This window comes from Gordonia sp. (in: high G+C Gram-positive bacteria), from assembly GCF_047606305.1.
Classification (GTDB): Bacteria; Actinomycetota; Actinomycetes; order Mycobacteriales; family Mycobacteriaceae; genus Gordonia.
Map to the genome: position 1 here is coordinate 1 of NZ_JASGER010000043.1, position 20,869 is coordinate 20,869.

The 20,869-nt window shown below is 69.5% G+C and carries 17 protein-coding genes; 10 read left to right on the top strand and 7 right to left on the bottom strand.

All coding sequences use genetic code 11. The features are described from left to right. Together nadB and QM634_RS06310 are read right to left on the bottom strand one after the other, a co-directional pair. On the bottom strand, positions 1 to 1,435 hold a 1,435-nt coding region (nadB, locus tag QM634_RS06305; RefSeq protein WP_415041919.1), incomplete at its 3' end, for an L-aspartate oxidase. Between the two features lie 119 nt (positions 1,436 to 1,554). Continuing rightward, complete coding sequence (locus QM634_RS06310; protein WP_415041920.1) at positions 1,555 to 2,349, bottom strand: alpha/beta fold hydrolase; 795 nt, start codon at positions 2,347 to 2,349, stop codon at positions 1,555 to 1,557. 111 nt (positions 2,350 to 2,460) lie between these two features. Here QM634_RS06310 and QM634_RS06315 point away from each other — a divergent pair, with 111 nt between their 5' ends. Together QM634_RS06315 and QM634_RS06320 are read left to right on the top strand one after the other, a co-directional pair. Further along, positions 2,461 to 3,852 carry an ABC1 kinase family protein gene (locus QM634_RS06315; RefSeq protein ID WP_415041921.1) on the top strand — a complete coding sequence of 464 codons (1,392 nt, stop codon included), beginning with the start codon at positions 2,461 to 2,463 and terminating at the stop codon, positions 3,850 to 3,852. A 36-nt stretch (positions 3,853 to 3,888) separates the two neighbouring features. After that, complete coding sequence (locus QM634_RS06320; RefSeq protein WP_415041922.1) at positions 3,889 to 5,379, top strand: DUF3068 domain-containing protein; 1,491 nt, start codon at positions 3,889 to 3,891, stop codon at positions 5,377 to 5,379. On the opposite strand, the gene QM634_RS06325 is transcribed toward QM634_RS06320, so the two are convergent. Then, on the bottom strand, positions 5,376 to 6,107 hold the full coding sequence (locus QM634_RS06325; RefSeq protein ID WP_415041923.1) for a TMEM165/GDT1 family protein: 732 nt from the start codon (positions 6,105 to 6,107) through the stop codon (positions 5,376 to 5,378). The genes QM634_RS06320 and QM634_RS06325 overlap by 4 nt on opposite strands. Positions 6,108 to 6,298: 191 nt before the next feature. Continuing rightward, entirely contained in the window at positions 6,299 to 7,303 is a 1,005-nt protein-coding gene (locus tag QM634_RS06330; RefSeq protein WP_415041924.1) for an alpha/beta hydrolase, read from the bottom strand. Positions 7,304 to 7,691: 388 nt separating this feature from the next. Here QM634_RS06330 and QM634_RS06335 point away from each other — a divergent pair, with 388 nt between their 5' ends. Continuing rightward, positions 7,692 to 8,534 carry a 3-hydroxybutyryl-CoA dehydrogenase gene (locus QM634_RS06335; RefSeq protein ID WP_415041925.1) on the top strand — a complete coding sequence of 281 codons (843 nt, stop codon included), beginning with the start codon at positions 7,692 to 7,694 and terminating at the stop codon, positions 8,532 to 8,534. A gap of 89 nt (positions 8,535 to 8,623) precedes the next feature. Here QM634_RS06335 and QM634_RS06340 read toward each other — a convergent pair whose 3' ends face one another. Next, positions 8,624 to 9,676 carry an alpha/beta hydrolase gene (locus QM634_RS06340; protein ID WP_415041926.1) on the bottom strand — a complete coding sequence of 351 codons (1,053 nt, stop codon included), beginning with the start codon at positions 9,674 to 9,676 and terminating at the stop codon, positions 8,624 to 8,626. A gap of 60 nt (positions 9,677 to 9,736) precedes the next feature. On the opposite strand from QM634_RS06340, the gene QM634_RS06345 reads away from it, so the two are divergent. The 6 genes from QM634_RS06345 (at position 9,737) to QM634_RS06370 (ending at position 17,610) form a co-directional block, all read left to right on the top strand. After that, complete coding sequence (locus QM634_RS06345; protein WP_415041927.1) at positions 9,737 to 11,410, top strand: FAD-binding dehydrogenase; 1,674 nt, start codon at positions 9,737 to 9,739, stop codon at positions 11,408 to 11,410. A gap of 30 nt (positions 11,411 to 11,440) precedes the next feature. Continuing rightward, the gene (locus QM634_RS06350) at positions 11,441 to 11,890 is read left to right on the top strand and encodes a hypothetical protein (RefSeq protein ID WP_415041928.1); all 450 of its coding nucleotides are present in this window, start codon (positions 11,441 to 11,443) and stop codon (positions 11,888 to 11,890) included. Positions 11,891 to 12,007: 117 nt separating this feature from the next. Then, a complete protein-coding gene (locus QM634_RS06355; RefSeq protein ID WP_415041929.1) occupies positions 12,008 to 13,033 on the top strand; it encodes a Dyp-type peroxidase in 1,026 nt (341 codons plus the stop codon). A 28-nt stretch (positions 13,034 to 13,061) separates the two neighbouring features. Next, positions 13,062 to 13,856 carry a family 1 encapsulin nanocompartment shell protein gene (locus QM634_RS06360; protein WP_415041930.1) on the top strand — a complete coding sequence of 265 codons (795 nt, stop codon included), beginning with the start codon at positions 13,062 to 13,064 and terminating at the stop codon, positions 13,854 to 13,856. An 89-nt stretch (positions 13,857 to 13,945) separates the two neighbouring features. Continuing rightward, complete coding sequence (locus tag QM634_RS06365) at positions 13,946 to 15,685, top strand: ABC transporter ATP-binding protein (protein WP_415041931.1); 1,740 nt, start codon at positions 13,946 to 13,948, stop codon at positions 15,683 to 15,685. A 32-nt stretch (positions 15,686 to 15,717) separates the two neighbouring features. Next, a complete protein-coding gene (locus QM634_RS06370) occupies positions 15,718 to 17,610 on the top strand; it encodes an ABC transporter ATP-binding protein (RefSeq protein WP_415041955.1) in 1,893 nt (630 codons plus the stop codon). Positions 17,611 to 17,679: 69 nt separating this feature from the next. Here QM634_RS06370 and QM634_RS06375 read toward each other — a convergent pair whose 3' ends face one another. After that, on the bottom strand, positions 17,680 to 18,606 hold the full coding sequence (locus tag QM634_RS06375) for a hypothetical protein (protein WP_415041932.1): 927 nt from the start codon (positions 18,604 to 18,606) through the stop codon (positions 17,680 to 17,682). A 166-nt stretch (positions 18,607 to 18,772) separates the two neighbouring features. Between QM634_RS06375 and QM634_RS06380 the strand changes: the two genes are divergently transcribed. Beyond that, the gene (locus QM634_RS06380) at positions 18,773 to 19,963 is read left to right on the top strand and encodes an acyl-CoA dehydrogenase family protein (RefSeq protein ID WP_415041933.1); all 1,191 of its coding nucleotides are present in this window, start codon (positions 18,773 to 18,775) and stop codon (positions 19,961 to 19,963) included. A gap of 3 nt (positions 19,964 to 19,966) precedes the next feature. Here QM634_RS06380 and QM634_RS06385 read toward each other — a convergent pair whose 3' ends face one another. Continuing rightward, positions 19,967 to 20,857 (bottom strand): RDD family protein, encoded by an 891-nt coding sequence (locus tag QM634_RS06385; RefSeq protein WP_415041934.1) that lies wholly within the window; start codon positions 20,855 to 20,857, stop codon positions 19,967 to 19,969. Positions 20,858 to 20,869 lie beyond the last annotated feature (12 nt).

The window sequence follows — 20,869 nt, forward strand, 5'->3', positions numbered from 1 at the left end:
GCGCCGCGTCCTCGTGGTCGCGACGAGCGCGCAGGTCCTGCACCGGGGCGGCCGCGAGCTCGGCCGCGACGGCGCGCAGGCCCTCCTCGTCGCGGCGCAGGGCGACGCGGCGGGACATAAGGTCCTGCAACTGCTCGCGCGGCAGGATCCGACGGGCGGCGGGCGCGGGGTCGGGCACATGCTCGACGGGGGTCGTCGCACGGCGGGCGATGGCCTCGTCGGCCGCCCGCCCACCCATGACGAGTCCCTCGAGAAGGCTGTTCGACGCCAGTCGGTTGGCGCCGTGCAGCCCGGTGCGCGCGGTCTCGCCGGCGGCGAGCAGGCCGGGGATGTCGGTGCGACCGGACTCGTCGGTGACGACCCCGCCGCAGAAGTAGTGGGCGCCGGGGACGATGGGGATCAGCCCGTCGGCGATGTCGACGCCCGCGGCCTCGATCCCGGCGCGGACGGTCGGGAAGCGGCCGGCGAAGTCGTCCATGCCGTTGATGTCGAGGTAGGCGCAGTCGGCGCCGGTGCGCTCGATCGCCGCCTCGACGGCCCGCGCCACGACGTCGCGCGGGGCGAGATCGCCCATCGGGTGCACGCCCTCGGTGACCGGGTTTCCGTCGGCGTCGACGAGCCGGGCACCCTCCCCGCGCAGCGCCTCGCTGACCAGCGAGCGCCGTCCGCGCGCACCGGCGACGTACAGCATCGTCGGGTGGAACTGGATGAACTCGACGTCGGCGACCCGTGCCCCGGCGCGCAGGGCGAGCGCGATGCCGTCGCCGGTGGCGCCGCCGGGATTGGTGGTCGCGGCGTAGAGGTGGCCGGCACCGCCGGTCGCGAGCAGGACGGTCGGGGCAGCGAGCACGCCGGTCGTCTGCGCCGATGAGCCGTCGTCGATCAAGTAGGCGACCCCGGCGACGGCCCCGTCGTCGATGAGGATCTCGGTGGCCGACGCATGGTTCAGGCACTCGAGGTCGAGGCCGTCGGACATCGCCTCGTTGGTCGCGCGCTCGAGGCTGCGCTGCACCTGGGCGCCGGTCGCGTCACCGCCGGCGTGGATGATGCGGCGCACGCTGTGTCCGCCCTCGCGGGTGCGCAGCAGTCGGCCGTCGGCGTCGCGGTCGAACCGCGCACCGTCGTCGATCAGTGCGGAAACGGCCGTCCAGCCGTCGGCGACGATGGTCTCGGTGGGACCGGGCGCGACGAGCCCGGCGCCGGCGGCCAGGGTGTCGGACACGTGCAACGGCACCGAGTCCTCGGGATTGTCGGGCAGCACGACGGCGATGCCGCCCTGCGCGTAGAACGTCGACGTCGGGCGTTCGACCTCACCGGAGTCCGCCCCCGACCCCTTGTTGAGCACGACGACGCGCAGGCCGGCGCGGGCCGCGCGGAGGGCGGCGGTGAGCCCGGCGACGCCGGCTCCCACCACGACAAGGTCGGCACTGCGCATCGGGGCGCCTCCCGGTAGTTTTCGACTGATAATCGAAAACTCTACTCTCTCCGCCGACGACCGCCCACTCGGCGAGATTCACCGCCCACTCGGCGAGAATTACCGCCCACTCGGCGGGGTCAGCGGAGGAAGTCGGCGGCGAGCTGTCCCCACGTGGCGTGGTCGGTGGGGGTGTCGGCGACGTGGAGCTCCGCGTTCGGAAGCGCCTCGGCGAGGATCTCCCCCGACGAAACGGGATGCGTCGGGTCGCCGGTCCAGCTGAGGATCAGCGTCGGCTGGATGATCGTGGCGAGCTGATCGCGCGGCGGCAGGTCGGTCTGCGCGGCGCCGCGGAACACCGCGGGCAGCACCTCGCGGGTGCACATGATCGGTGTGATGTTGCGCTTGCCGTCGGCGAGTGCGGGCGAGGCCGGAACGTCGACGCTGAGTTTCGCCAGCGCGGCGATCCCCTCGTCCTGCACCAGCTGCGCCGACCCCATGCGCACGCCGTTGGTCGGCCGGCGGGTCTCCCAGAACGTCGGCGGGTTGCACAGCACCAGGCGACGGAAACGGTCGCGCCGGGTCAGCACCGCGCTCAGGATCGTCGCCGACCCCATCGACGACCCCATCGCATCGACGCGCGGCCCCACCGGCGGCTGCACGGCCTCGATGAGGCCCAACAGGTCTTGTCCCAACTCGTACCAGGTGTACTCGAGCGGATCGGTGCCACCGCTGGAGCGGCCGTGCCCGCGGGCGTCGTAGCGGATCAACCGGTGCTCGGCCGACACCGGCCGCCAGTCGAACTGCCCGGCGCTTTCCTGGGTGTAGGCCGCCGAGTTCATGCCGTGCGCCCAGATGACCGGCGAGCCGGTCCCCGTCGAGTTGTAGGCGAGCCGCGCGCCGCGGACGTCGGCATACCGGAATGGCGGGGTCATGGCCGCAGCATACGGGCGGTCGAGGAAAGCGAGGGGGATTCGACTCGGTGGGACCTAGGCCCCACCGCACGGATTCGAGGTCAGCGCGGGTGCTCGGTAGAATCGAGCGCCATGAGTGCAGGACGACCCAACCCGCGGCGCGATGCCCCGAAGAAGGTGCGCGCCACCTTGCCGACGGTCAACCCGCTGCACGAGCTGGGCCGCGCCGGTGTCACCGGCTTGGCCGCCGCAGCCGGCGTCGGCCGCTTCGCGACCAAGGCCGCCCTCGGAGCCGCGGCAGGCCGCAAACCGTCGCGGCGCGACATCGCCCACGAGGTCCGCAACACCTTCGAGGGCCTCGGCCCGACCTACGTGAAGCTGGGCCAGCTGATCGCCTCGAGCCCCGGCGTCTTCACCGAGGAGATGTCGGCCGAGTTCGAGTCCCTCCTGGACGACGTGGCGCCGGCCGACCCGAAGGCCATCGCCGCGCTGTTCAAGGAGGAGTTCGGCAAGCGACCCGACGAGGTCTTCGCCGAGTTCGACCCGACGCCGATCGCCTCGGCCTCGATCGCGCAGGTCCACACCGCCACGCTGCACGACGGCACCGACGTCGTCGTCAAGATCCAGCGGCCCGGCATCGGCGACCGCCTCGCCCCCGACGTGGCCATCCTCGAGCGGGCCGCCGGCCTGATCGAGATCAGCGAATACGGTCGCATGCTCTCGGCCCGCCACGTCGTCGAGGACTTCGCCAACGGGCTCGACGAGGAGCTCGACTTCCGCAACGAGGCGGCCGCGATGCGCGAGTGGTTTGCCTGCCTGCAGTCCAGCGACTTCGGCGACCAGGTGCGCGTGCCGACCGTCTACGACGACTACACGACCCCGCGCGTGATGACGATGGAGCGCATCTACGCGACTCGCATCGACGACGCCGCGGCCGTGAAGGCCGCCGGGCACGACGGCGTCGCGCTGTGCCGCACCCTGTTCCTCTCGCTGATGGAGTCCGCCTTCCACGGCGGCCTGTTCCACGGCGACCTGCACGCCGGCAACGTCCTCGTCGACGAGGACGGGAAGCTGGTCCTGCTCGACTTCGGCATCGTCGGCCGCTTCACCCCACGCACCCGGCGGATCCTGCGCCAGCTCGTCTACGACTTGATCGTGCGCAAGGACTACGAATCGGCGGGCCGCGGGATCTTCCTGCTCGGGGCGGTGCACAAGCCCGGGTCGACGACCAAGGGCGGCGCGGACATCAAGCAGGTCGCGATGCCGATGACGAGCACCGAGCTCGGCGAGATGTCCTACACCGACCTCGGCCGTCAGATGGCGGCGGTCGCCAAGGCCCACGACGCCCGGCTGCCGCGCGAACTGGTGCTCGTCGGCAAGCAGCTGCTCTACGTCGAGAAGTACATGAAGCTGCTCGCCCCGCGTTGGAAGGCGATGGCCGACCCGCAGATCTTCGGCTACATGTCGTCGATCATGAAGGAGGCCGAGCGGGATCGTCGTGCCGACAAGGCCGCCGAAGGCTAAGGCCCCCGTCGGGCCGCGCCCGTTAAGGTGGACGCCATGAAACGTTTCGTCCTGGGCGCGCTGGCATTCCTCGGTTTCGCCTGCCTCACCGCGGCCGTCGGGACGAAACTGTTCCTCGTCCCGCAGCTGCGCGTCGTGCCGCTCGACCTGGACATCACCAGCGTCGCGACGACGGTCCCCGCCGACGGACAGGCCGGCAACCGCTTCCCGGCAACGATCTTCGACCGCTGCTCGATCCGCGGCAAAGAGGCCAAGACCCTGCAGGCCCACCTGACCCAGCAGCGGCGCTCCCGGATCGTCGAGCCCTCCGACCGGCGCCAGGCGACGGTCCAGTCCGCGCAGACCGTCCGCATCGACCGGATCCGCGCCGACGGCAAAGAGTCCGATCCGACGATGGCCAAGGGCGGCGAGGAGCGCACCTGCGGCGACGCCCTGCTGAACGCGACCATCGACCGGGTTTCGGTCAACCGCCGGACGTCGGTGCCCAACGGTGCGGTGAACTCGATCCAGACCGAGGCGACCCCCGACGGCGGCAAGCCCGGCGACGTGTCCGTCGTAGCCAAGCGCGAGGGCTTCCAGTACAAGTTCGGGTTCAACGTCAAGAAGCGCGACTACCTCTACTACGACCTGACGACCCGCCAGGACACCCGCGCCAAGTTCGTCGACGAGAAGACGATCGACGGGGTGAAGACCTACCACTTCGTCACCGAGGTGCCCGAGACCGACCTGTCGACGCTGGAGACCCCGCAGGGCAACGCCGCGCTCGGCACGATGTTGACGATGCCGGCGCGCTGGTGGGGCATCAGCGGCAAGGGCGTCAAGCCCGGCGACAAGATCGCGATGCACCGCTACGCCTCGTCGACGCGGCACGTGTGGGTCGAGCCCAAGACCGGGACGATCGTCGACGGCCGCGAGGACCAGAAGCAGTACTTCAAGTCCCCCGACCAGACCGAGGACGTGCCGGGGCCGGTGCGCGAGTTCACCATGCCCGCGCTGCAGGGGACGTTCCAGTGGAGTCCCGAGACCTCCAAGGAGCAGGCGGCCCGGGCGCAGAAGTACATGAACCAGCTGCGCTTCGGCCAGGACCTGCTGCCGCTGATCCTCGGCGGTGTCGGCGCGGTCCTGCTGCTGCTGTGGGCGCTCGGCACCTACCTGACCCGCGGCTCGAAGAAGGACGCCGGTCCCGACGACACCCCGACCACCGTCGAGCCCGCGATGGGCGAGGTCCCCGACGACCGGCCGGCGCCCGCCTGGCGCGAGGAGTCCCCGTGGCGCCCAGAGGAGGCGCCGGGTGCGTCCACCGGCGTGACGACCACCGGAAGCGTGCCGATCATCGTCGCCGATCCGGCGGCACCGACCACCCAGTTCCCGTCGACGTATCCGCCGCTCGGCGACCAACCGCCGGTCGACCCGAATGCGCCGACCACGGCCGTGCCGGTCGATGACGAGGCCCACTGGCACTACAACCAGCACGGCCAGTACGTCGCCGACCACGAGGACCCGCCCCAGCCGGGCGAGGGCCGCTAGCGCCGGGTCAGCTCCGGCTCGTCGCCGGCCGACGACCGCTCGGCCGCATGCCGTCGCGCCACCGCCGCCCGGCGGGCGTGTTCGCGGCGGATGACCACGACGCCGGCCGCCAGAATCGCGGCGGTCAGCACCAGCGTGCCGACGATCAGAGCGGGGCTCGCGTCGCGGAGCCCCTCGTAGAGCAGCCACCCGCCGAAGGCGAAGAACAACGTCGCCGCGCCGCGGCTGATCACCGTCGGCGGCAGGTTCTTGGCCAGGGCCGCGCCCAGGAGGATCGCCAGTGCGTCGGCGGCGACCATGCCGAGGGTCGACCCGATCCACACGCCGAACCAGTTGTTGTTGGTGGCCAGGGCGATGGTCGTGAACATCGTCTTGTCGCCGAGCTCGGCCAGGAAGAACGCGCCGGTCACCGCCAGGAAGGCCGACGGTCCCAGGCGCGCCGGGCGCATCGGCCCCGGGTCGATGGTGTCGCCGCGGATGGTCCACAGCGCGAAGACGATCATCGCCAGGCCCGCGACCACGGCGGCGAGGTGCGTCGGGATGGAGGCGCCGAGGAAATGGCCGACCGCGACCGACACGAGGTGGATGAGCGCGGTGGCCGTCGCGATGGCGGCGATGACCAACCAGGACCGGTAGCGCATCGCGAACATCATCGCCATCAGCTGCGAACGGTCGCCGAGTTCGGCGACGAACACGACGCCGAAGCTGAGCACCAGAGCAGCAAACATGCGCTCGACGGTAATAGTCCCTCAGCCGGGTCGCAACAGATGGATTAGCCGTATTTCCGCAGGTAGGGGGCACAAAATATCGGTTTTGGGTTGCCTAACTCATCGACCCGGGAAGCCTTCCGCGTGGAGGGCGAAAAGAAACCCGGGGCCACCGCGTTTGCGGTGACCCCGGGTTTCATCGGTCTCTCGGACTAGCTGCTGCCCATGCTGCCGGTGCCGAAGTTGTTGACCCCGCTGCCGCCACCGTAGAAGGACGGGCGGAAGGTCTTGTAGTACGACTCCTTGAAGCGACGCTGCCAGTAGTCCCACCAGTGTCCGCCGTCGGGCGAGATGTGGGTGGTCAGGCGCGCGCCCACGGTGGAGACGCGGGTGATGTACATCTGGCTGCTGATCGACGCGGCGGTCTCCAGCGGCACCATCTGCACGAAGCGCATCGGGTCGAAGTTCGGACTGCCCGGGTTGATCGCCGTGTCGTACTTGCTGGTGATGCCGGTGCCCGAGGACACGTACACGTAGTGGCCGGCCAGGTTGCCCGCCGACAGGAACGGGTCGTTGGCGAACCACTGGCCGCCGGGGTACACGCCCCACATGTTGTTGGCGTCGCCGCCGACCTGGGCGACCGAGGTCTGGATGCCCTGGGTGAAGCCCGGCATCGTGACCGTCGGGTAGCCGCTGTAGGAAGCGACCGAGCGGTAGAAGTTCGGGTGGCGCGACGCGAGGTTCAGCGCCGAGGTGCCCGACATCGACAGACCGCCGATGGCGTTGCGTCGGTTGTCCGAGCTGTACTTCTTCTTCATGTAGCGCGGGAGCTCACGGGTGAGGAAGGTTTCCCACCGGTTGAGGCCCAGCTTCGGGTCGCGACGCTCCCAGTTGGTGTAGAAGCTGCCGGCACCGCCGAACGGGAGCACCAGGTTGACACCCTTGCCGCGCATGAAGCGGGCGACGTTGGTGTTGATCAACCAGCCGGTGTCGTTGTTCGGGGCACGCAGGCCGTCGAGCAGGTAGATCGTCGGGGCGTTGGGCCGGTTGGCCGGCACGACGTACACCGGGATCGACTTGTGCATGGCGCGCGAGTAGACGCGGTCGGTCGCCCGGCGGGCGTCCGCGTCCGGTGCGGTGACGGCCGTGGCAAGGCCGGCGCCGACCATCAGCGTCATGGCTCCGGCGATCAGCCGCGAGCTTGCTCGAGTCAACATTCGTAATAGTCCTTTGATTGGACAGCCCGCACCTCGTGGGCGGTGGGCTGCTTCGTCTTCTGGAATTGCGCGGGCGTCCCGTCGTTTCGGACGACGTGACTCCGGTCGCCGACAAGTGTAACGGCTAGATAACGAGCGGGCAAAAGGTCGCGGATCGCCGGGCTCCCCGGCGGCGGTGCGACGTGCATCCGTCAACCCTATGACGTGGGGGTATTCAACCCACATCGGATCTGTCACAGATTAGGCACAGTGCCACTCCAACAACAGCGGCACCACCGGCCCCATCGAACGGGTCTCGTCTTGGAGTCGCGGGCCGGGTGCGGTTGGATCAAGCGGGAACCACGCCCGCGCGACGACGCGGGCCTCGACTCGATCAGGAGCGGTGTTGATGAAGAAGGTCGGAGTTATCGGCGGCGGCACGATGGGGGCGGGTATCGCCGAGGTGGCCGCGAAGGCCGGTTCGACGGTGCGCGTGCTCGAGCGCGAGGAGGCCGTAGACGCCGCCCGCGAGCGGATCGCCAAGAGCCTGGCCCGCGGCGTGAAGTCCGGCAAGCTGAGCGAGGAGGACTCCAAGGCTGCGCTGGACCGCATCACGGTGACCACCGACATCGACTCCTTCGCCGACTCCGACCTGGTGATCGAGGCGATGCCGGAGATCGAGTCGTTGAAGCTGGAGTACTTCCACAAGCTCGACGCGATCATCCGCGAGGACGCCGTCCTGGCGACCAACACCTCGTCGATCCCGGTGATCCGCCTGGCGAATGCCACCAAGCACCCCCAGCGCGTGCTGGGCATGCACTTCTTCAACCCGGTGCCGGTGATGAACCTCGTCGAGATCGTCACCACGCTCAAGGTCGACCCCGCCGTCGTCGCGAAGGTCAAGAAGTACGCCTCGGAGACGCTCGGCAAGAAGACCATCGAGTCCAAGGACCAGGCCGGCTTCATCGTCAACGCGCTGCTGGTGCCGTACCTGCTGAGCGCGATCCGCATGTACGAGACCGGTTTCGCCAGCGCCGAGGACATCGACGAGGGCATGGTGAACGGCTGCGGCCACCCGATGGGACCGCTGCGCCTGGCCGACACCGTCGGACTGGACGTCTGCCTGCCGATCGCGGAGAGCCTTTACGCCGAGTTCAGCGAGCCGCAGTACGCGCCGCCGGTCCTGCTGCGCCGCATGGTCGACGCCGGCTACTACGGCCGCAAGTCCGGCCGCGGCTTCTACGAGTACTGATCGCCCAGCTTTCCGCCGAGCGTGCCCAGAATCTCAGCGACCGTGCCCAGAATCTCGCCGAGCGTGCCCAGATTTTCGCCGAGCGTGCCCTAGCCGGTGACCCGGCGCAGGAAGTCGATCGACTCCTGCAGGGCCCGCTGCCCCTGCGGCGTCCCGAGTTCGAACTGGAACTCGTGCTGCAGCTGGGCGGGCTCGGACTTGTCGTAGATCAGCGTCGAGACGTCGACACCCTTGTCCCGCAGGGCCGCGGCGAACGGGATGCTCTGCGTCGGGGTGAGGGCATCGGCGTTGCCGCCGCTGATCCACGTCGGCGGGTACTGCGCGGTGATGTGGCGGATCGTCGACATCTGGTCGCGGCCCGTCGACGGTGAGTCGCGCTGCCCGGTGTAGGCCCACAGCGTGTTGTCCACGCCCCAGCTGAAGATCCGCGCGATCGTGCTGTGCGGGTGGTCCGACGGTCCGAGCGTGTACGCGTCGTAGACGCCGCAGTTGAGCAGCGCCCCGCGCAGTCGCTGCGGTCCGATGCCCGGCGTCACGCCGACCTGCTGCGCGAACGCCGGGTTGGTGACGATCGCCGACAGCTGCGACGCGAGGTTGGCGCCCGCCGAGTCGCCGGCCAGGACCAGGCGGTCGGGGTCGATGCCGTACTCGGCGGCGTGGTCGACGAGGAAGCGCAGGCCCTCGTTCAGCTGCTCGACCGCCAGCGGGTATCGACGGTCGGGGGCCAGGGAGTAGTTCAGCGACACCACCGTGAAGCCCGCACCGGCGATCCGGCTCAGGTAGTGCGCCATGTCCGTCTTGTCGCCCGACAGCCAGCCGCCGCCGTGGATCCACACGACCGTCGGCGCCGATCCCGTCGCACCGTGGGCGCGGTAGACGTCGAGCATCGTGTCCGCCGGGTACTTGCCCGCGACCGGCGACTCCTTCCCGACGTAGGAGACGTTGCCGGTGACCCGCACGTTCTTGTCGGCGAATTGCGCGTTGCGCTCGTGCATCGCGGCGCCGCCCTTGTCGAACACCTGGCGCGTCAGCACGGCGCCCGGGGTCGGGGTCACCTGGAGCAGGAAGACGAGCACGGCCAGGACGAACACGGCGAGGCTGAGGAACCACCACAGCCATCCGCTGGTGACAATCCGTTTCATGGCGTACAGCATGCCCGACGGCCTGTCCTGGTGCCGGGATTCCCACTACGCTCGGCACCCATGGGTTCCCACTCGGACTTCCCCGCGGATGCGATCGTCGTCGGCTCGGGCCTGGCCGGCCTCGTCGCCACCTACGAACTGACCAAAGCCGGCAAGAAGGTCCTGGTCGTCGACCAGGAAAACCGCAACAACCTCGGCGGCCAGGCGTTCTGGTCGCTCGGCGGGCTGTTCATGGTCGACACCCCCGAACAGCGGCGCCTGGGCATCCACGACTCCGAGGAACTCGCCCTCACCGACTGGATGGGCTCGGCCGGCTTCGACCGCGACGACGAGGACTACTGGGGCCGCCAGTGGGCGCGCGCGTACGTGCATTTCGCCGCCACCGAGAAGCGGTCCTACCTGCACGACCTCGGGCTGCGCATCACCCCGGTCGTGGGCTGGGCCGAGCGCGGCGGCGGGTTCGCCGACGGCCACGGCAACTCGGTGCCCCGCTTCCACCTCACCTGGGGCACCGGCCCCGAGGTGGTGCGCGTCTTCAACGAGCCGGTGCTCGACGCCGAGCGCCGCGGCTTGGTGCGCTTCGCCTTCCGGCACCGCGTCGACGACCTGATCGTCGAGAAGGGCGCGGTCGTCGGGGTGCGGGGGTCGGTGCTCGAATCGACCGACGCCCAGCGGGGCGTCGAAACGTCGCGCGAGGTGACCGGCGACTTCGAGTTCCGCGCGCCGCAGACGATCGTCACGACCGGCGGCATCGGCCACAACCACGAACTGGTCCGCGCCAACTGGCCCGTCGACCGGCTCGGCCCGGTGCCGAAGCACATGATCGCCGGCGTGCCCGCCTACGTCGACGGCCGCATGCTCGGCATCGCCGAGGCCGCCGGCGCGAACCTGGTGAACCGCGACCGCATGTGGCACTACACCGAGGGCATCCACAACTGGGACCCGATCTGGCCCGACCACGCGATCCGCATCATCCCCGGCCCGTCGTCGCTGTGGCTGGACGCCAACGGTGAGCGGCTGGCCCCGCCGAACTTCCCGGGCTTCGACACCAACGCGACGATGAAGGCGATCCTGGCCACCGGATACGACTACTCGTGGTTCATCCTCACGCAGTCGATCGTCGAGAAGGAGTTCGCGCTCTCCGGGTCCGAGCAGAACCCCGACATCACCGAGAAGGACCTGAAGGTGACCGCGAAGAGCCGCCTGGCCAAGGGTGCGCCCGGTCCGATCAAGGCCTTCCTCGAGCACGGCGAGGACTTCGTCACCGCCGGCAGCCTGGCCGAGCTCGTGACCAAGATGAACGCGATCAGCCGCGGCCCGGCGCTCGACCTCACCCAGGTCGAGCGGGTGGTGTCGGCCCGCGACGCCCAGCTGGACAACAAGTTCTCCAAGGACGCCCAGCTGATGGCGATGACCAATGCCCGCCAATACCTGGGCGACAAGGTCGTGCGCGTGGCCAAGCCGCACAAGCTGACCGACCCCAAGCACGGCCCGATGATCGCGGTCCGGCTGAACATCCTTACCCGCAAGACCCTCGGCGGAATCCAGACCAACCTCGACTCGCAGGTGATGAACGCCGACGGCAAGCCGGTCGCCGGGCTGTACGCCGCCGGCGAGGTCGCCGGTTTCGGCGGCGGCGGCGTCCACGGCTACAACGCGCTGGAGGGCACCTTCCTCGGCGGCTGCATCTTCTCCGGCCGTGCGGCGGGTCGGGCCGCGGCGCGCAACGCCTGAGTGTCGGTGGTCGCCGCTACGGTTCTGCGCATGGAGAACCTCATCGGTGAACTCGGAGCGGCGATGACGGCGGCCCCCGCCGACCGGAAGACGAAGCTCGACGCGCTGTGGGGCGCTCTCGCCCCCTCCGATCACGCGGCGCGGTGTATCGCCGCGCACTACATCGCCGATGCCCAGGACGACCTCGACGCCGAGGTCGCGTGGGACGAACGGTCGCTCGCCGAATCCGCGCACGTCTCGGACGCCGAGCTGCAGGCAATCCACCCCTCCCTGTCGGTCGTCGGGTTCCTGCCGTCGTTGCATCTCAACCTGGCCGACGGCTATCGGCGCCGAGGAGAGTTCGGGCAGGCGCTGGGCCACCTCGACAAGAGTCGCGAGTTCGACTTCGCCCTCGACGACGCTGATCCGGGATATACGGCCGGTATCCGCGAGGCGCGGGAATCAGTCGCCGCCAAGATCGCCGCGCAGGACCGGTCGTGAGCCGGGCCGACCCAGCCTGACCTGCGAAAACCAAAGCTCGCCTAAGCGAGTTACGTCCGTCACCGTTTCGCCCATGACACGGGCGGGCGGCCGGTGGTTCCACTAGCGTGGAGAATCGTGGCCGAGCCGCAGATGATCATCACCCGCAAGCATCAGCACGCGATTTTCCTCGTGCTGACGCTCAACGCCGGCGCGAACGTCACCGAGGTCCGCGACGTCATCGAGGGCTTCTCGGGCACCGTCCGATCCGTGTCCTCACGCGACCCCGCGGCCAACCTCGTGGGCATCCTCGCGATCGGTTCGCAGGCGTGGGACCGACTCGTCTCCGGTCCCCGACCGGCCCTGCTGCACCCGTTCAAGGAGCTGCGCGGACCGCACACGGCACCGTCGACCCCGGGCGACCTGCTCGTCCACCTGAAGTCCGACACCGCCGGCCTCTGCTACGAGGTCGCCACCAAGGTCACCGACGCGTTCGGCGACAACGTGACGGTCGTCGACGAGGTGCACGGCTTCCGCTACTTCGACCTGCGCGACCTCATCGGCTTCGTCGACGGCACCGAGAACCCCGTCGGCCAAGATGCCGTCGACGCGATCACCGTCGTCGACGACGACGAGAGCCTGCAGGGCGGCAGCTATGTCGCGGTCCAGCGCTACGTCCACGACATGGCGCGCTGGTCGGCGCTCTCGACCGAGGACCAGGAGCGTGCGATCGGCCGCACCAAGGCCGACAACATCGAGATGGACGACGACGTGAAGCCGTCGAATTCGCACATCGCGCTCAACGTCATCACCGACGACGAGGGCAACGAGTTGGAGATCCTGCGCGACAACATGCCCTACGGCTCGGCCGAGGGTGATCGCGGCACGTTCTTCATCGCCTACTCGGCGTCGCCGGAGATCACCGAGCGGATGCTGGAGAACATGTTCCTCGGCGACCCGCCCGGCAACACCGACCGTCTCCTGGACTTCACCACCGCGGTCACCGGCAGCCAGTACTTCGCGCCGCCGGTCGAGTTCCTCGACGAGCTGCCTCCCCCGCCGCAGGGCGAGGACGAGACCGTCGCGGATGCGTCGCCCGCCGACGTCGACGGGCAGGAGCCGGCGACCGTGGACGGATCGCTCGGCATCGGATCACTGCGCTGACCACCCACCCCCGCACGAGAGGAAACCCATGAACAACCTGCACCGCGAACTCGCCCCCATCTCGTCGGCCGCGTGGGAGGAGATCGAGGAGGAGGCGTCGCGCTCCTTCAAGCGCAACGTCGCCGGCCGTCGTCTCGTCGACGTGGTCGGCCCGCTCGGCCTGGATGCCGCGTCGGTCGGCACCGGCAAGACGCACAAGATCGATTCGCCCGCCGAGGGCATCCACGCGTCGCTGCGCGATTCGCAGTCGCTCGTCGAGCTGCGCGTGCCGTTCACCGTCACCCGCGAGTCCATCGACAACGTCGACCGCGGCGCCAAGGACTCGGACTGGGATCCGGTCCGCGACGCCGCCCGCGACCTGGCGCTGGCCGAGGACCGCGCGATCTTCGAGGGCTACACCGCCGCCGGCATCGACGGCATCGGCTCCAAGGCGCTCGGCCCGATCAAGCTGCCCGCCGACGTCGCCGACTACCCGCAGGCACTGGCCGAGGCGCTGTCGGCGCTGAAGCTCGAGTCGGTGGACCGCCCGTACTCGATGGTGGCCTCGACCAAGCTCTACAACGCGATCAGCGAGACCTCCGACCACGGCTACCCGGTGCGCCAGCACCTGCAGCGCCAGCTGGTCGACGGCGAGATCCTCTGGGCGCCGGCGCTCGACGACGCGTATGTCATCTCCACGCGCGGCGGCGACTTCGAGATGACCATCGGCCAGGACGTGTCGATCGGCTACGACTCGCACGACGCCGACGTGGTGAACCTGTACTTCATCGAGTCCTTCACCTTCCTCGTCTACACCGGCGAGGCCGCGGTCGCGCTCAAGTAAGTCGGATTTGTCCGATTAGCCGACTCCCTCCCGGTGGGAGCCGGTAAATCTCGTGGCGCGCACCCCGTTTTACCAGTACCGTCGGCGGGGTGCTGATCCGCCTCCTGCGCATCTATCTGGCCCGATACAAGCGCAATATCGCGATCGTGATCGTGCTGCAGCTCATCGCCACCGGCGCCATGCTGTACCTGCCCACGCTCAACGCCGACATCATCGACGACGGCGTCGCCAAGGGTGACACCCACTTCATCCTGCGCACCGGAGCCATCATGCTCGCGGTCACGCTCGTGCAGGTCGCCTGCAGCGTGACGTCGATGTACTTCGGCTCCCGCACGTCGCTGGGCGCCGGCCGCGACATCCGCCACGACCTGGCCCACACGATCAACTCCTTCTCCCAGCGGGAGGTCGGCAAATTCGGCGCGCCGTCGCTGATCACGCGCACGACCAACGACGTGCAGCAGGTCCAGATGCTCGCCGTGATGAGCGTCAGCCTCCTGGTGATGGCCCCGATCATGTCGATCGGCGGCATCATCATGAGCATCCGGGTCGCACCGGGGATGTGGTGGCTGATGGCCGTCGCGGTCCCCGTCCTCGGCGTGTTCATGGCCCTGATCATCGGCCGGATGATCCCCGGCTTCCGCGCCATGCAGGAGCGCATCGACGCGGTGAACCGGGTGCTGCGCGAGCAGATCACCGGCATCCGCGTGGTGCGCGCCTTCGTCCGCGAGCCGGAGGAGATCACCCGCTTCGCCGCCGCCAACAACAGCCTCGCCGACGCGTCACTGCGGGTCGGCCGGATGTTCGCGCTGATGTTCCCGATCGTCATGGGGATCACCAACCTCACGATGGTCGGCATCATCTGGTTCGGCGGCCACCAGATCGTCGACGGCCACCTCGAGATCGGGGCGCTGACCGCGCTGATGAGCTATGTCATGCAGATCATGATGGCGGTGATGATGGCGTCGTTCCTGGCGATGACCGCACCGCGCGCGGCCGTGTGCGCCGAGCGGATCATGGAGGTCCTGCAGACCCGTTCGAGCGTCAACCCGCCCGCCGCCCCGCTCGCCTTCACCGGCGACCCGTCGACCGTGTCCTTCCGCGGCGCCACCTTCGCCTACCCCGGCGCCCAGGAGCCCGTCCTGGACGGCCTGACCTTCGACGCCGCACCCGGCACGACGACGGCGATCGTCGGCTCCACCGGCTCGGGGAAGACGACGCTGCTCTCGCTCATCCCGCGGCTGATCGACACCACTGGCGGCGAGGTCCGCGTCGGCGGTGTCGCGGTGAACGAACTCGACCCGGACCTGCTGCGCTCGGTCATCGGTTTCGTCCCGCAGCGGCCCTACCTGTTCTCCGGCACCGTCGCCTCCAACCTGCGCTACGGCAAGGCCGACGCCACCGACGAGGAGCTGTGGGAGGCGCTGCGGATCGCACAGGCGGAGGATTTCGTCCGGGAGATGCCCGACGGCCTGGAGTCGGCCATCGCGCAGGGCGGCACGACCGTCTCCGGCGGCCAGCGCCAACGCCTGGCGATCGCCCGGGCCGTCGTCCGGCGACCGTCGGTCTACCTCTTCGACGACGCCTTCTCCGCGCTCGACGTCGCCACCGACGCCCGGCTGCGGGAGGCGCTCGAACCGGTCACCCGCGACGCGACCGCCATCACCGTCGCCCAGCGCATCTCGACGATCTCCGGCGCCGACCAGATCATCGTCCTCGACCACGGGCACATCGTCGGCAAGGGCCGCCACGAGCACCTGCTGACCGACTGCCCCACCTACGCCGAGATCGCCGAATCCCAGCTCGCCGTCAACGCCGGGGGTGCGTCGTGACGCGCGGCGGCGGCGGCCGCGGCGGGCCCGGCATGATGGCCGCCGGCCCGGCGGAGAAGGCGCGCTCCTTCGGACCGTCGATCAAGCGGCTCATCGGGCTGCTGGGCCACTACCGGATCGCGATGGTCGTGGTGCTGCTCGCGATCGTCGGATCGGTCGTCGCGACGTCGGTGGCCCCGCGCGTCCTGGGTCGCGCCACCGACCTCATCTTCAACGGCGTCATCGGCGCGCGGCTGCCCGCGGGCGTGAGCAAGGACCAGGTGGTCGCCGGGCTGCGCGCCAAGGGCCAGGGCACCTTCGCCGACATGGTCGCGTCGATGAACCTGACCCCCGGCGTCGGCGTCGACTTCAGCGCCGTCGCCCACGTGCTCGCCTGGGTGCTCGGGCTGTACATCGGGGCGAGCCTGCTGAGCTGGCTGGCGTCGTACCTGCTGAACATCGTGGTCGTCGGCACCATCACGCGCCTGCGCGCGGACGTCGAGGAAAAGGTCCACCGACTGCCGCTGCGTTACTACGACGAGGCGCAGCGCGGCGACCTGCTCAGCCGCGTGACCAATGACCTGGACAACCTGTCGCAGACGCTGCAGCAGACGATCATGCAGTTCCTCAACTCGGTGCTGACCGTGATCGGCATCCTGGCGATGATGCTGTGGATCTCGCCGCTGCTGTCGGTGATCGCGCTGCTGACCATCCCGGCCGCGGGCATCGCGACCGCGCTCATCGCCAAGCGCTCCAAGCCGCACTTCCTGCAGCAGTGGTCCTCCACCGGCAAGCTCAACGCCCAGATCGAGGAGGCCTTCACCGGCCACGAGCTGGTGACCGTGTTCGGCCGCCAGCAACAGGTGATGCAGTCCTTCGACGAGCGCAACGAGAAGCTCTACGCGGCGAGCTGGCGGGCCCAGTTCATCTCCGGGATCATCATGCCGACCATCATGTTCCTGGGGAACGTGAACTACGTCGTGGTCGCGGTCGTCGGCGGGCTGAAGGTCGCGTCCGGGTCGCTCAGCCTGGGCGACGTGCAGGCCTTCATCCAATACTCGCGCCAGTTCACCCAGCCGCTGACCCAGATCGGGTCGATGTTCAACCTCATGCAGTCCGGCGTCGCGTCGGCCGAGCGGATCTTCGACATCCTCGACGCCGACGAGGAGCTGCCCGACCCGTCCGCTCCCGACACCCCGGACGTCGACCACGGCCGCATCGAGTTCTCCGACGTGTCCTTCCGCTATCTGCCGGACGTGCCGCTCATCGAGGACCTGTCCCTGCTCGCGCAGCCCGGTCACCTCGTCGCCATCGTCGGGCCCACCGGCGCGGGCAAGACGACGCTGGTGAACCTGATCATGCGGTTCTACGACATCGACGAGGGGGCGATCACCCTCGACGGCGTCGACACCCGCGCGATGACGCGCCGCGATCTGCGGTCGCGCACCGGCATGGTGCTGCAGGACTCGTGGCTGTTCGGCGGCACCATCTACGACAACATCGCCTACGGCAATCCGGCGGCCACCCGCGAGGAGGTCCTCGAGGCGGCGCGCGCCAGCCACGTCGACCACTTCGTGCGGACCCTGCCCGAGGGCTACGACACGATCATCGACGAGGAGGGTGGCGGCGTCAGCGCCGGCGAGCGCCAGCTCATCACGATCGCCCGCGCCTTCCTGGCCAAGCCGACGATCCTCATCCTCGACGAGGCGACGAGCTCGGTCGACACCCGCACCGAGCTGCTGATCCAGCAGGCGATGGCCGCGCTGCGCAGCGACCGCACCTCCTTCGTCATCGCCCACCGACTGTCGACGATCCGCGATGCGGACACGATCGTCGTCATGGAGCACGGGCGGATCGTCGAGAAGGGCACGCACGACGAACTGCTCGAGGCCAAGGGTGCGTACTACCGGCTCTACCAAAGCCAGTTCAGCGGCGCCCTCGACTAGCGCTCGCGCGTTGGAATTGTCCTCGCGCGTCGACGATCGTGGCCGCGCGATGACAATTCCTACGCGCGACTAGGCGGCCAGGAGGCCGAATCGGATCAGCCACGGTCGGAGCAGCGCCTCCAGTGTGCCGCGCACGAGATCGTTCCAGGTCCAGCGGACGACCATGAACCCGAGTGCGCGCAGCTCGTCCTCGCGCCGCTTCTCGCGCACGACGGCATCGGTGACGCTCTCGCCCGGCCTGCGCAGGCGCCCGAACTTGACCATTCCGTCGAATTCGCCGATCAGACTGTCGCCCCAGCAGAAGTCGCACCGATAGACCCCACTTGGACAGCGGAACTCGCGTTGGAGCAAGGGAACCGGCAGCCGCGCATCGATCATCTGCGCGCGACTCCATGATTCTCCGACGCTCTCGCCGCCGCGGTGCGCGCACTGCAATCCGCGCCGCGCTGCACGCACCCCGTAGCGCCGGCCGGCCAACACCTCGGCCAGGTGGTCGCGCTCCACCCCGGCCCGCAGGACACCGTCGAAGGCGGTCACCGCCTGGGCGAAGTCGCCCGACGTTGCAATGTCGACGGCGGTGCGCGCCAGCGACGTCGTGGCAATGCCGTCGACGTCGGTGACGTCCCCCGGTGCCAGCAGTGAGGAGTGCAGATGCCGGTCGTCGCTGACGTTGCCACCGCGACCGGCACCACTCGTCAGGTGGACGCGTCGGCGATCCGGGCGCAGCAGCGCCAGGTCGTGGACGGCGGCGGCCGACGCGTGGCTGAGCGGGTGGCCGCCGCTCGCCTCCGACGTCGCGACGGCAATCGACCGCAGGCGGTAGAGCCGGTCGGCGCCCCGCGGACCGTCGAACTCCTCGCCCGCCACGACGAACACTCCGGGCGTGAGGCGGATCAGTTCGCCGGAGCCGACCGCCGCGCGGAGTTCGTGGTCGGAGATGTCGGCCGCCAGGGCCGCCTGTCGGCGGACGAGACCGTATCGGTCCTTCGGGTACATGCCCCTTAGACGCACGACCCCAGCCTGGTGGTTCCACACGTCGGTGTGCGCGTTCGGCTCCCGCGGGCACATTGTCATCGCGCGTCGACGATCGTGACCGCGCGACGACAATCCCCTCGCGGGACCCACTGGACGCAGAACCTTACCGCCGAGTAAGGTATCGGCCATGGCTATCAACACCGAGCTCCCGGAGAAGCTGAACTCCGCCGCTGAGCAGGCACACCTCGCCGCCGAGCACATCTTCCGGCCGATCTCGCGCAAGTACGACAAGGCCGAGCACGAGTACCCGGTGGAGCTCGACGACTTCGCCAAGCTGGCCAAGCAGGCCGCCGAGCGCGACAAGGCCGAGGGCAGCGAGAAGCCGGCCGCCGGTGACACCGTCAACGGCGCCAACCTGCGCGGTGTCCTGACCGCTGCGGAGATGAGCTGGGGCGACGTCGCCCTCATGCTCTCCATCCCCGGCCGCGGCCTGGGCAACGCGGCCATCGCCGCGGTGGCGAGCCCCGAGCAGCTGGAGCGCTTTGGCGACGTCTGGGCCGCCATGGCGATCACCGAGCCGTCCTTCGGCTCCGACTCGGCCGCGGTCACCACGACCGCCACCGTCGACGGCGACGACTACGTCATCAACGGCGAGAAGATCTTCGTCACCGCCGGTTCGCGCGCCAGCCACGTCGTCGTGTGGGCGACGCTGGACCGCTCGATCGGGCGCGCCGCGATCAAGTCCTTCGTCGTGCCGATGGACACCCCGGGCGTCACGGTCGCCCGCCTCGAGCACAAGCTCGGCATCAAGGCCTCCGACACCGCCGTCGTCGTCTTCGACAACGTCCGCGTGCCCAAGGAGAATCTGCTCGGCTCGCCGGAGATCGACACCAAGAAGGGCTTCGGCGGGGTCATGCAGACCTTCGACAACACGCGGCCCGTCGTCGCCGCGATGGCCGTCGGCGTGGGACGCGCGGCCCTCGAGGAGATGCGCCGGCTCATCGAAGAGGCCGGGCACGAGATCGACTACGACAAGCCCGCCGCCGCGCAGCACGCCGCGGTCGCCGAGTTCATCCGCCTCGAGTCGGACTGGGAGGCCAGCTGGCTGCTCACCCTGCGCGCCGCCTGGATGATGGACAACCGCGAGCCCAACTCGGTCGAGGCGTCGATGTCCAAGGCCAAGGCCGGGCGCACCGTCACCGACATCACCAACAAGGCGGTCGAGGTCGGTGCGACCGTCGGCTTCACCGAGACGATGCTGCTCGAGAAGTGGGCCCGCGACTCGAAGATCCTCGACATCTTCGAGGGCACCCAGCAGATCCAGCAGCTGATCATCTCGCGCCGCATCCTCGGCAAGTCGAGCGCCGACCTCAAGTAGCCGCTACCGCGACGGCGTGAACAGCGCCTCGCGCAGCCGCTGGTTGCGCCCGATCCGCTCCGCGTCGCGCTTGTAGCGCTCGGCGGCGATGGCCTCGAGCACGCGCTCGGGGCGCGCCGACGGCGGGGGCGGCGGCGAGACGAAGCGCAGCGCCTGGTTCATCAACTGCTGCCCGGTGACCGCCTGCACCTGCGGCGTGTACGTCGGGAAGCGCATCAGGAACCCGCGGATCCCGTTGGCCAATGTCGGCGGAAGCGGCGCCAGGTCGGCGGTCGACGCCCATTCGGCCAGTTCGGGCGGCATGACGACGTGCTGGGCGGTCGGGGCGGAGAACCGGTCCCGGATCACGTAGGTGCCTGCCAGGAGGTCGCCGAGCCGCTTGTGCTTGGCGTTGATCGCCGCGGTCACCAGCGCCGGCACACCGAAGGTGTAGTACATCTCCGGGATGCCGATGAGCGCCCGCGCAAAGGCCTGCCGCGCGGTGATCGGCGCGGCGTCGTCGTTGACGGTCCGCAGCCCGCAGATCAGGTGGCCGAGAGTCTTGCCGCGGGTCAGCGTCTCGACCGTCATCGGCAGCAGCAGGAAGCAGGTCAGGTTCCACATCAGGAGCAGACCCATCCCGAAGGCGCCGTCGATGCGCACCCGCGACACCATCTCGAAGAAGGCGATGAGTCCGGCGATGAACAGCCCCCAGCCGATGACGTAGTCGATCAGGCCGGACAGGGTCCGCAGCCCGATGTTCCCCGGCGGCAGGTCGAGGGCGACCGCCTCGCCCGACACGAAGTCGTCGCGCCCGACGCCCTTGGTCCCACTGTGCGACGGCGCGACCGGCGGCGGCAGCGGGCGCAGCGGCGCGGGCGGCACCGCATAGGGGCCGGGGGCGGGGCGGGACATGCCCACGACTCT

Coding starts and splice junctions, on each gene's coding strand:
- QM634_RS06345 (WP_415041927.1), top strand. CDS start 9,737: ATGGGTTCCCACTCGGACTTCCCCGCGGATGCGATCGTCGTCGGCTCG.
- QM634_RS06360 (WP_415041930.1), top strand. CDS start 13,062: ATGAACAACCTGCACCGCGAACTCGCCCCCATCTCGTCGGCCGCGTGG.
- QM634_RS06340 (WP_415041926.1), bottom strand. CDS start 9,676: ATGAAACGGATTGTCACCAGCGGATGGCTGTGGTGGTTCCTCAGCCTC.
- QM634_RS06375 (WP_415041932.1), bottom strand. CDS start 18,606: ATGTACCCGAAGGACCGATACGGTCTCGTCCGCCGACAGGCGGCCCTG.
- QM634_RS06370 (WP_415041955.1), top strand. CDS start 15,718: ATGATGGCCGCCGGCCCGGCGGAGAAGGCGCGCTCCTTCGGACCGTCG.
- QM634_RS06350 (WP_415041928.1), top strand. CDS start 11,441: ATGGAGAACCTCATCGGTGAACTCGGAGCGGCGATGACGGCGGCCCCC.
- QM634_RS06380 (WP_415041933.1), top strand. CDS start 18,773: ATGGCTATCAACACCGAGCTCCCGGAGAAGCTGAACTCCGCCGCTGAG.
- QM634_RS06310 (WP_415041920.1), bottom strand. CDS start 2,349: ATGACCCCGCCATTCCGGTATGCCGACGTCCGCGGCGCGCGGCTCGCC.
- QM634_RS06325 (WP_415041923.1), bottom strand. CDS start 6,107: ATGTTTGCTGCTCTGGTGCTCAGCTTCGGCGTCGTGTTCGTCGCCGAA.
- QM634_RS06320 (WP_415041922.1), top strand. CDS start 3,889: ATGAAACGTTTCGTCCTGGGCGCGCTGGCATTCCTCGGTTTCGCCTGC.
- QM634_RS06330 (WP_415041924.1), bottom strand. CDS start 7,303: ATGTTGACTCGAGCAAGCTCGCGGCTGATCGCCGGAGCCATGACGCTG.
- QM634_RS06335 (WP_415041925.1), top strand. CDS start 7,692: ATGAAGAAGGTCGGAGTTATCGGCGGCGGCACGATGGGGGCGGGTATC.
- QM634_RS06385 (WP_415041934.1), bottom strand. CDS start 20,857: ATGTCCCGCCCCGCCCCCGGCCCCTATGCGGTGCCGCCCGCGCCGCTG.
- QM634_RS06315 (WP_415041921.1), top strand. CDS start 2,461: ATGAGTGCAGGACGACCCAACCCGCGGCGCGATGCCCCGAAGAAGGTG.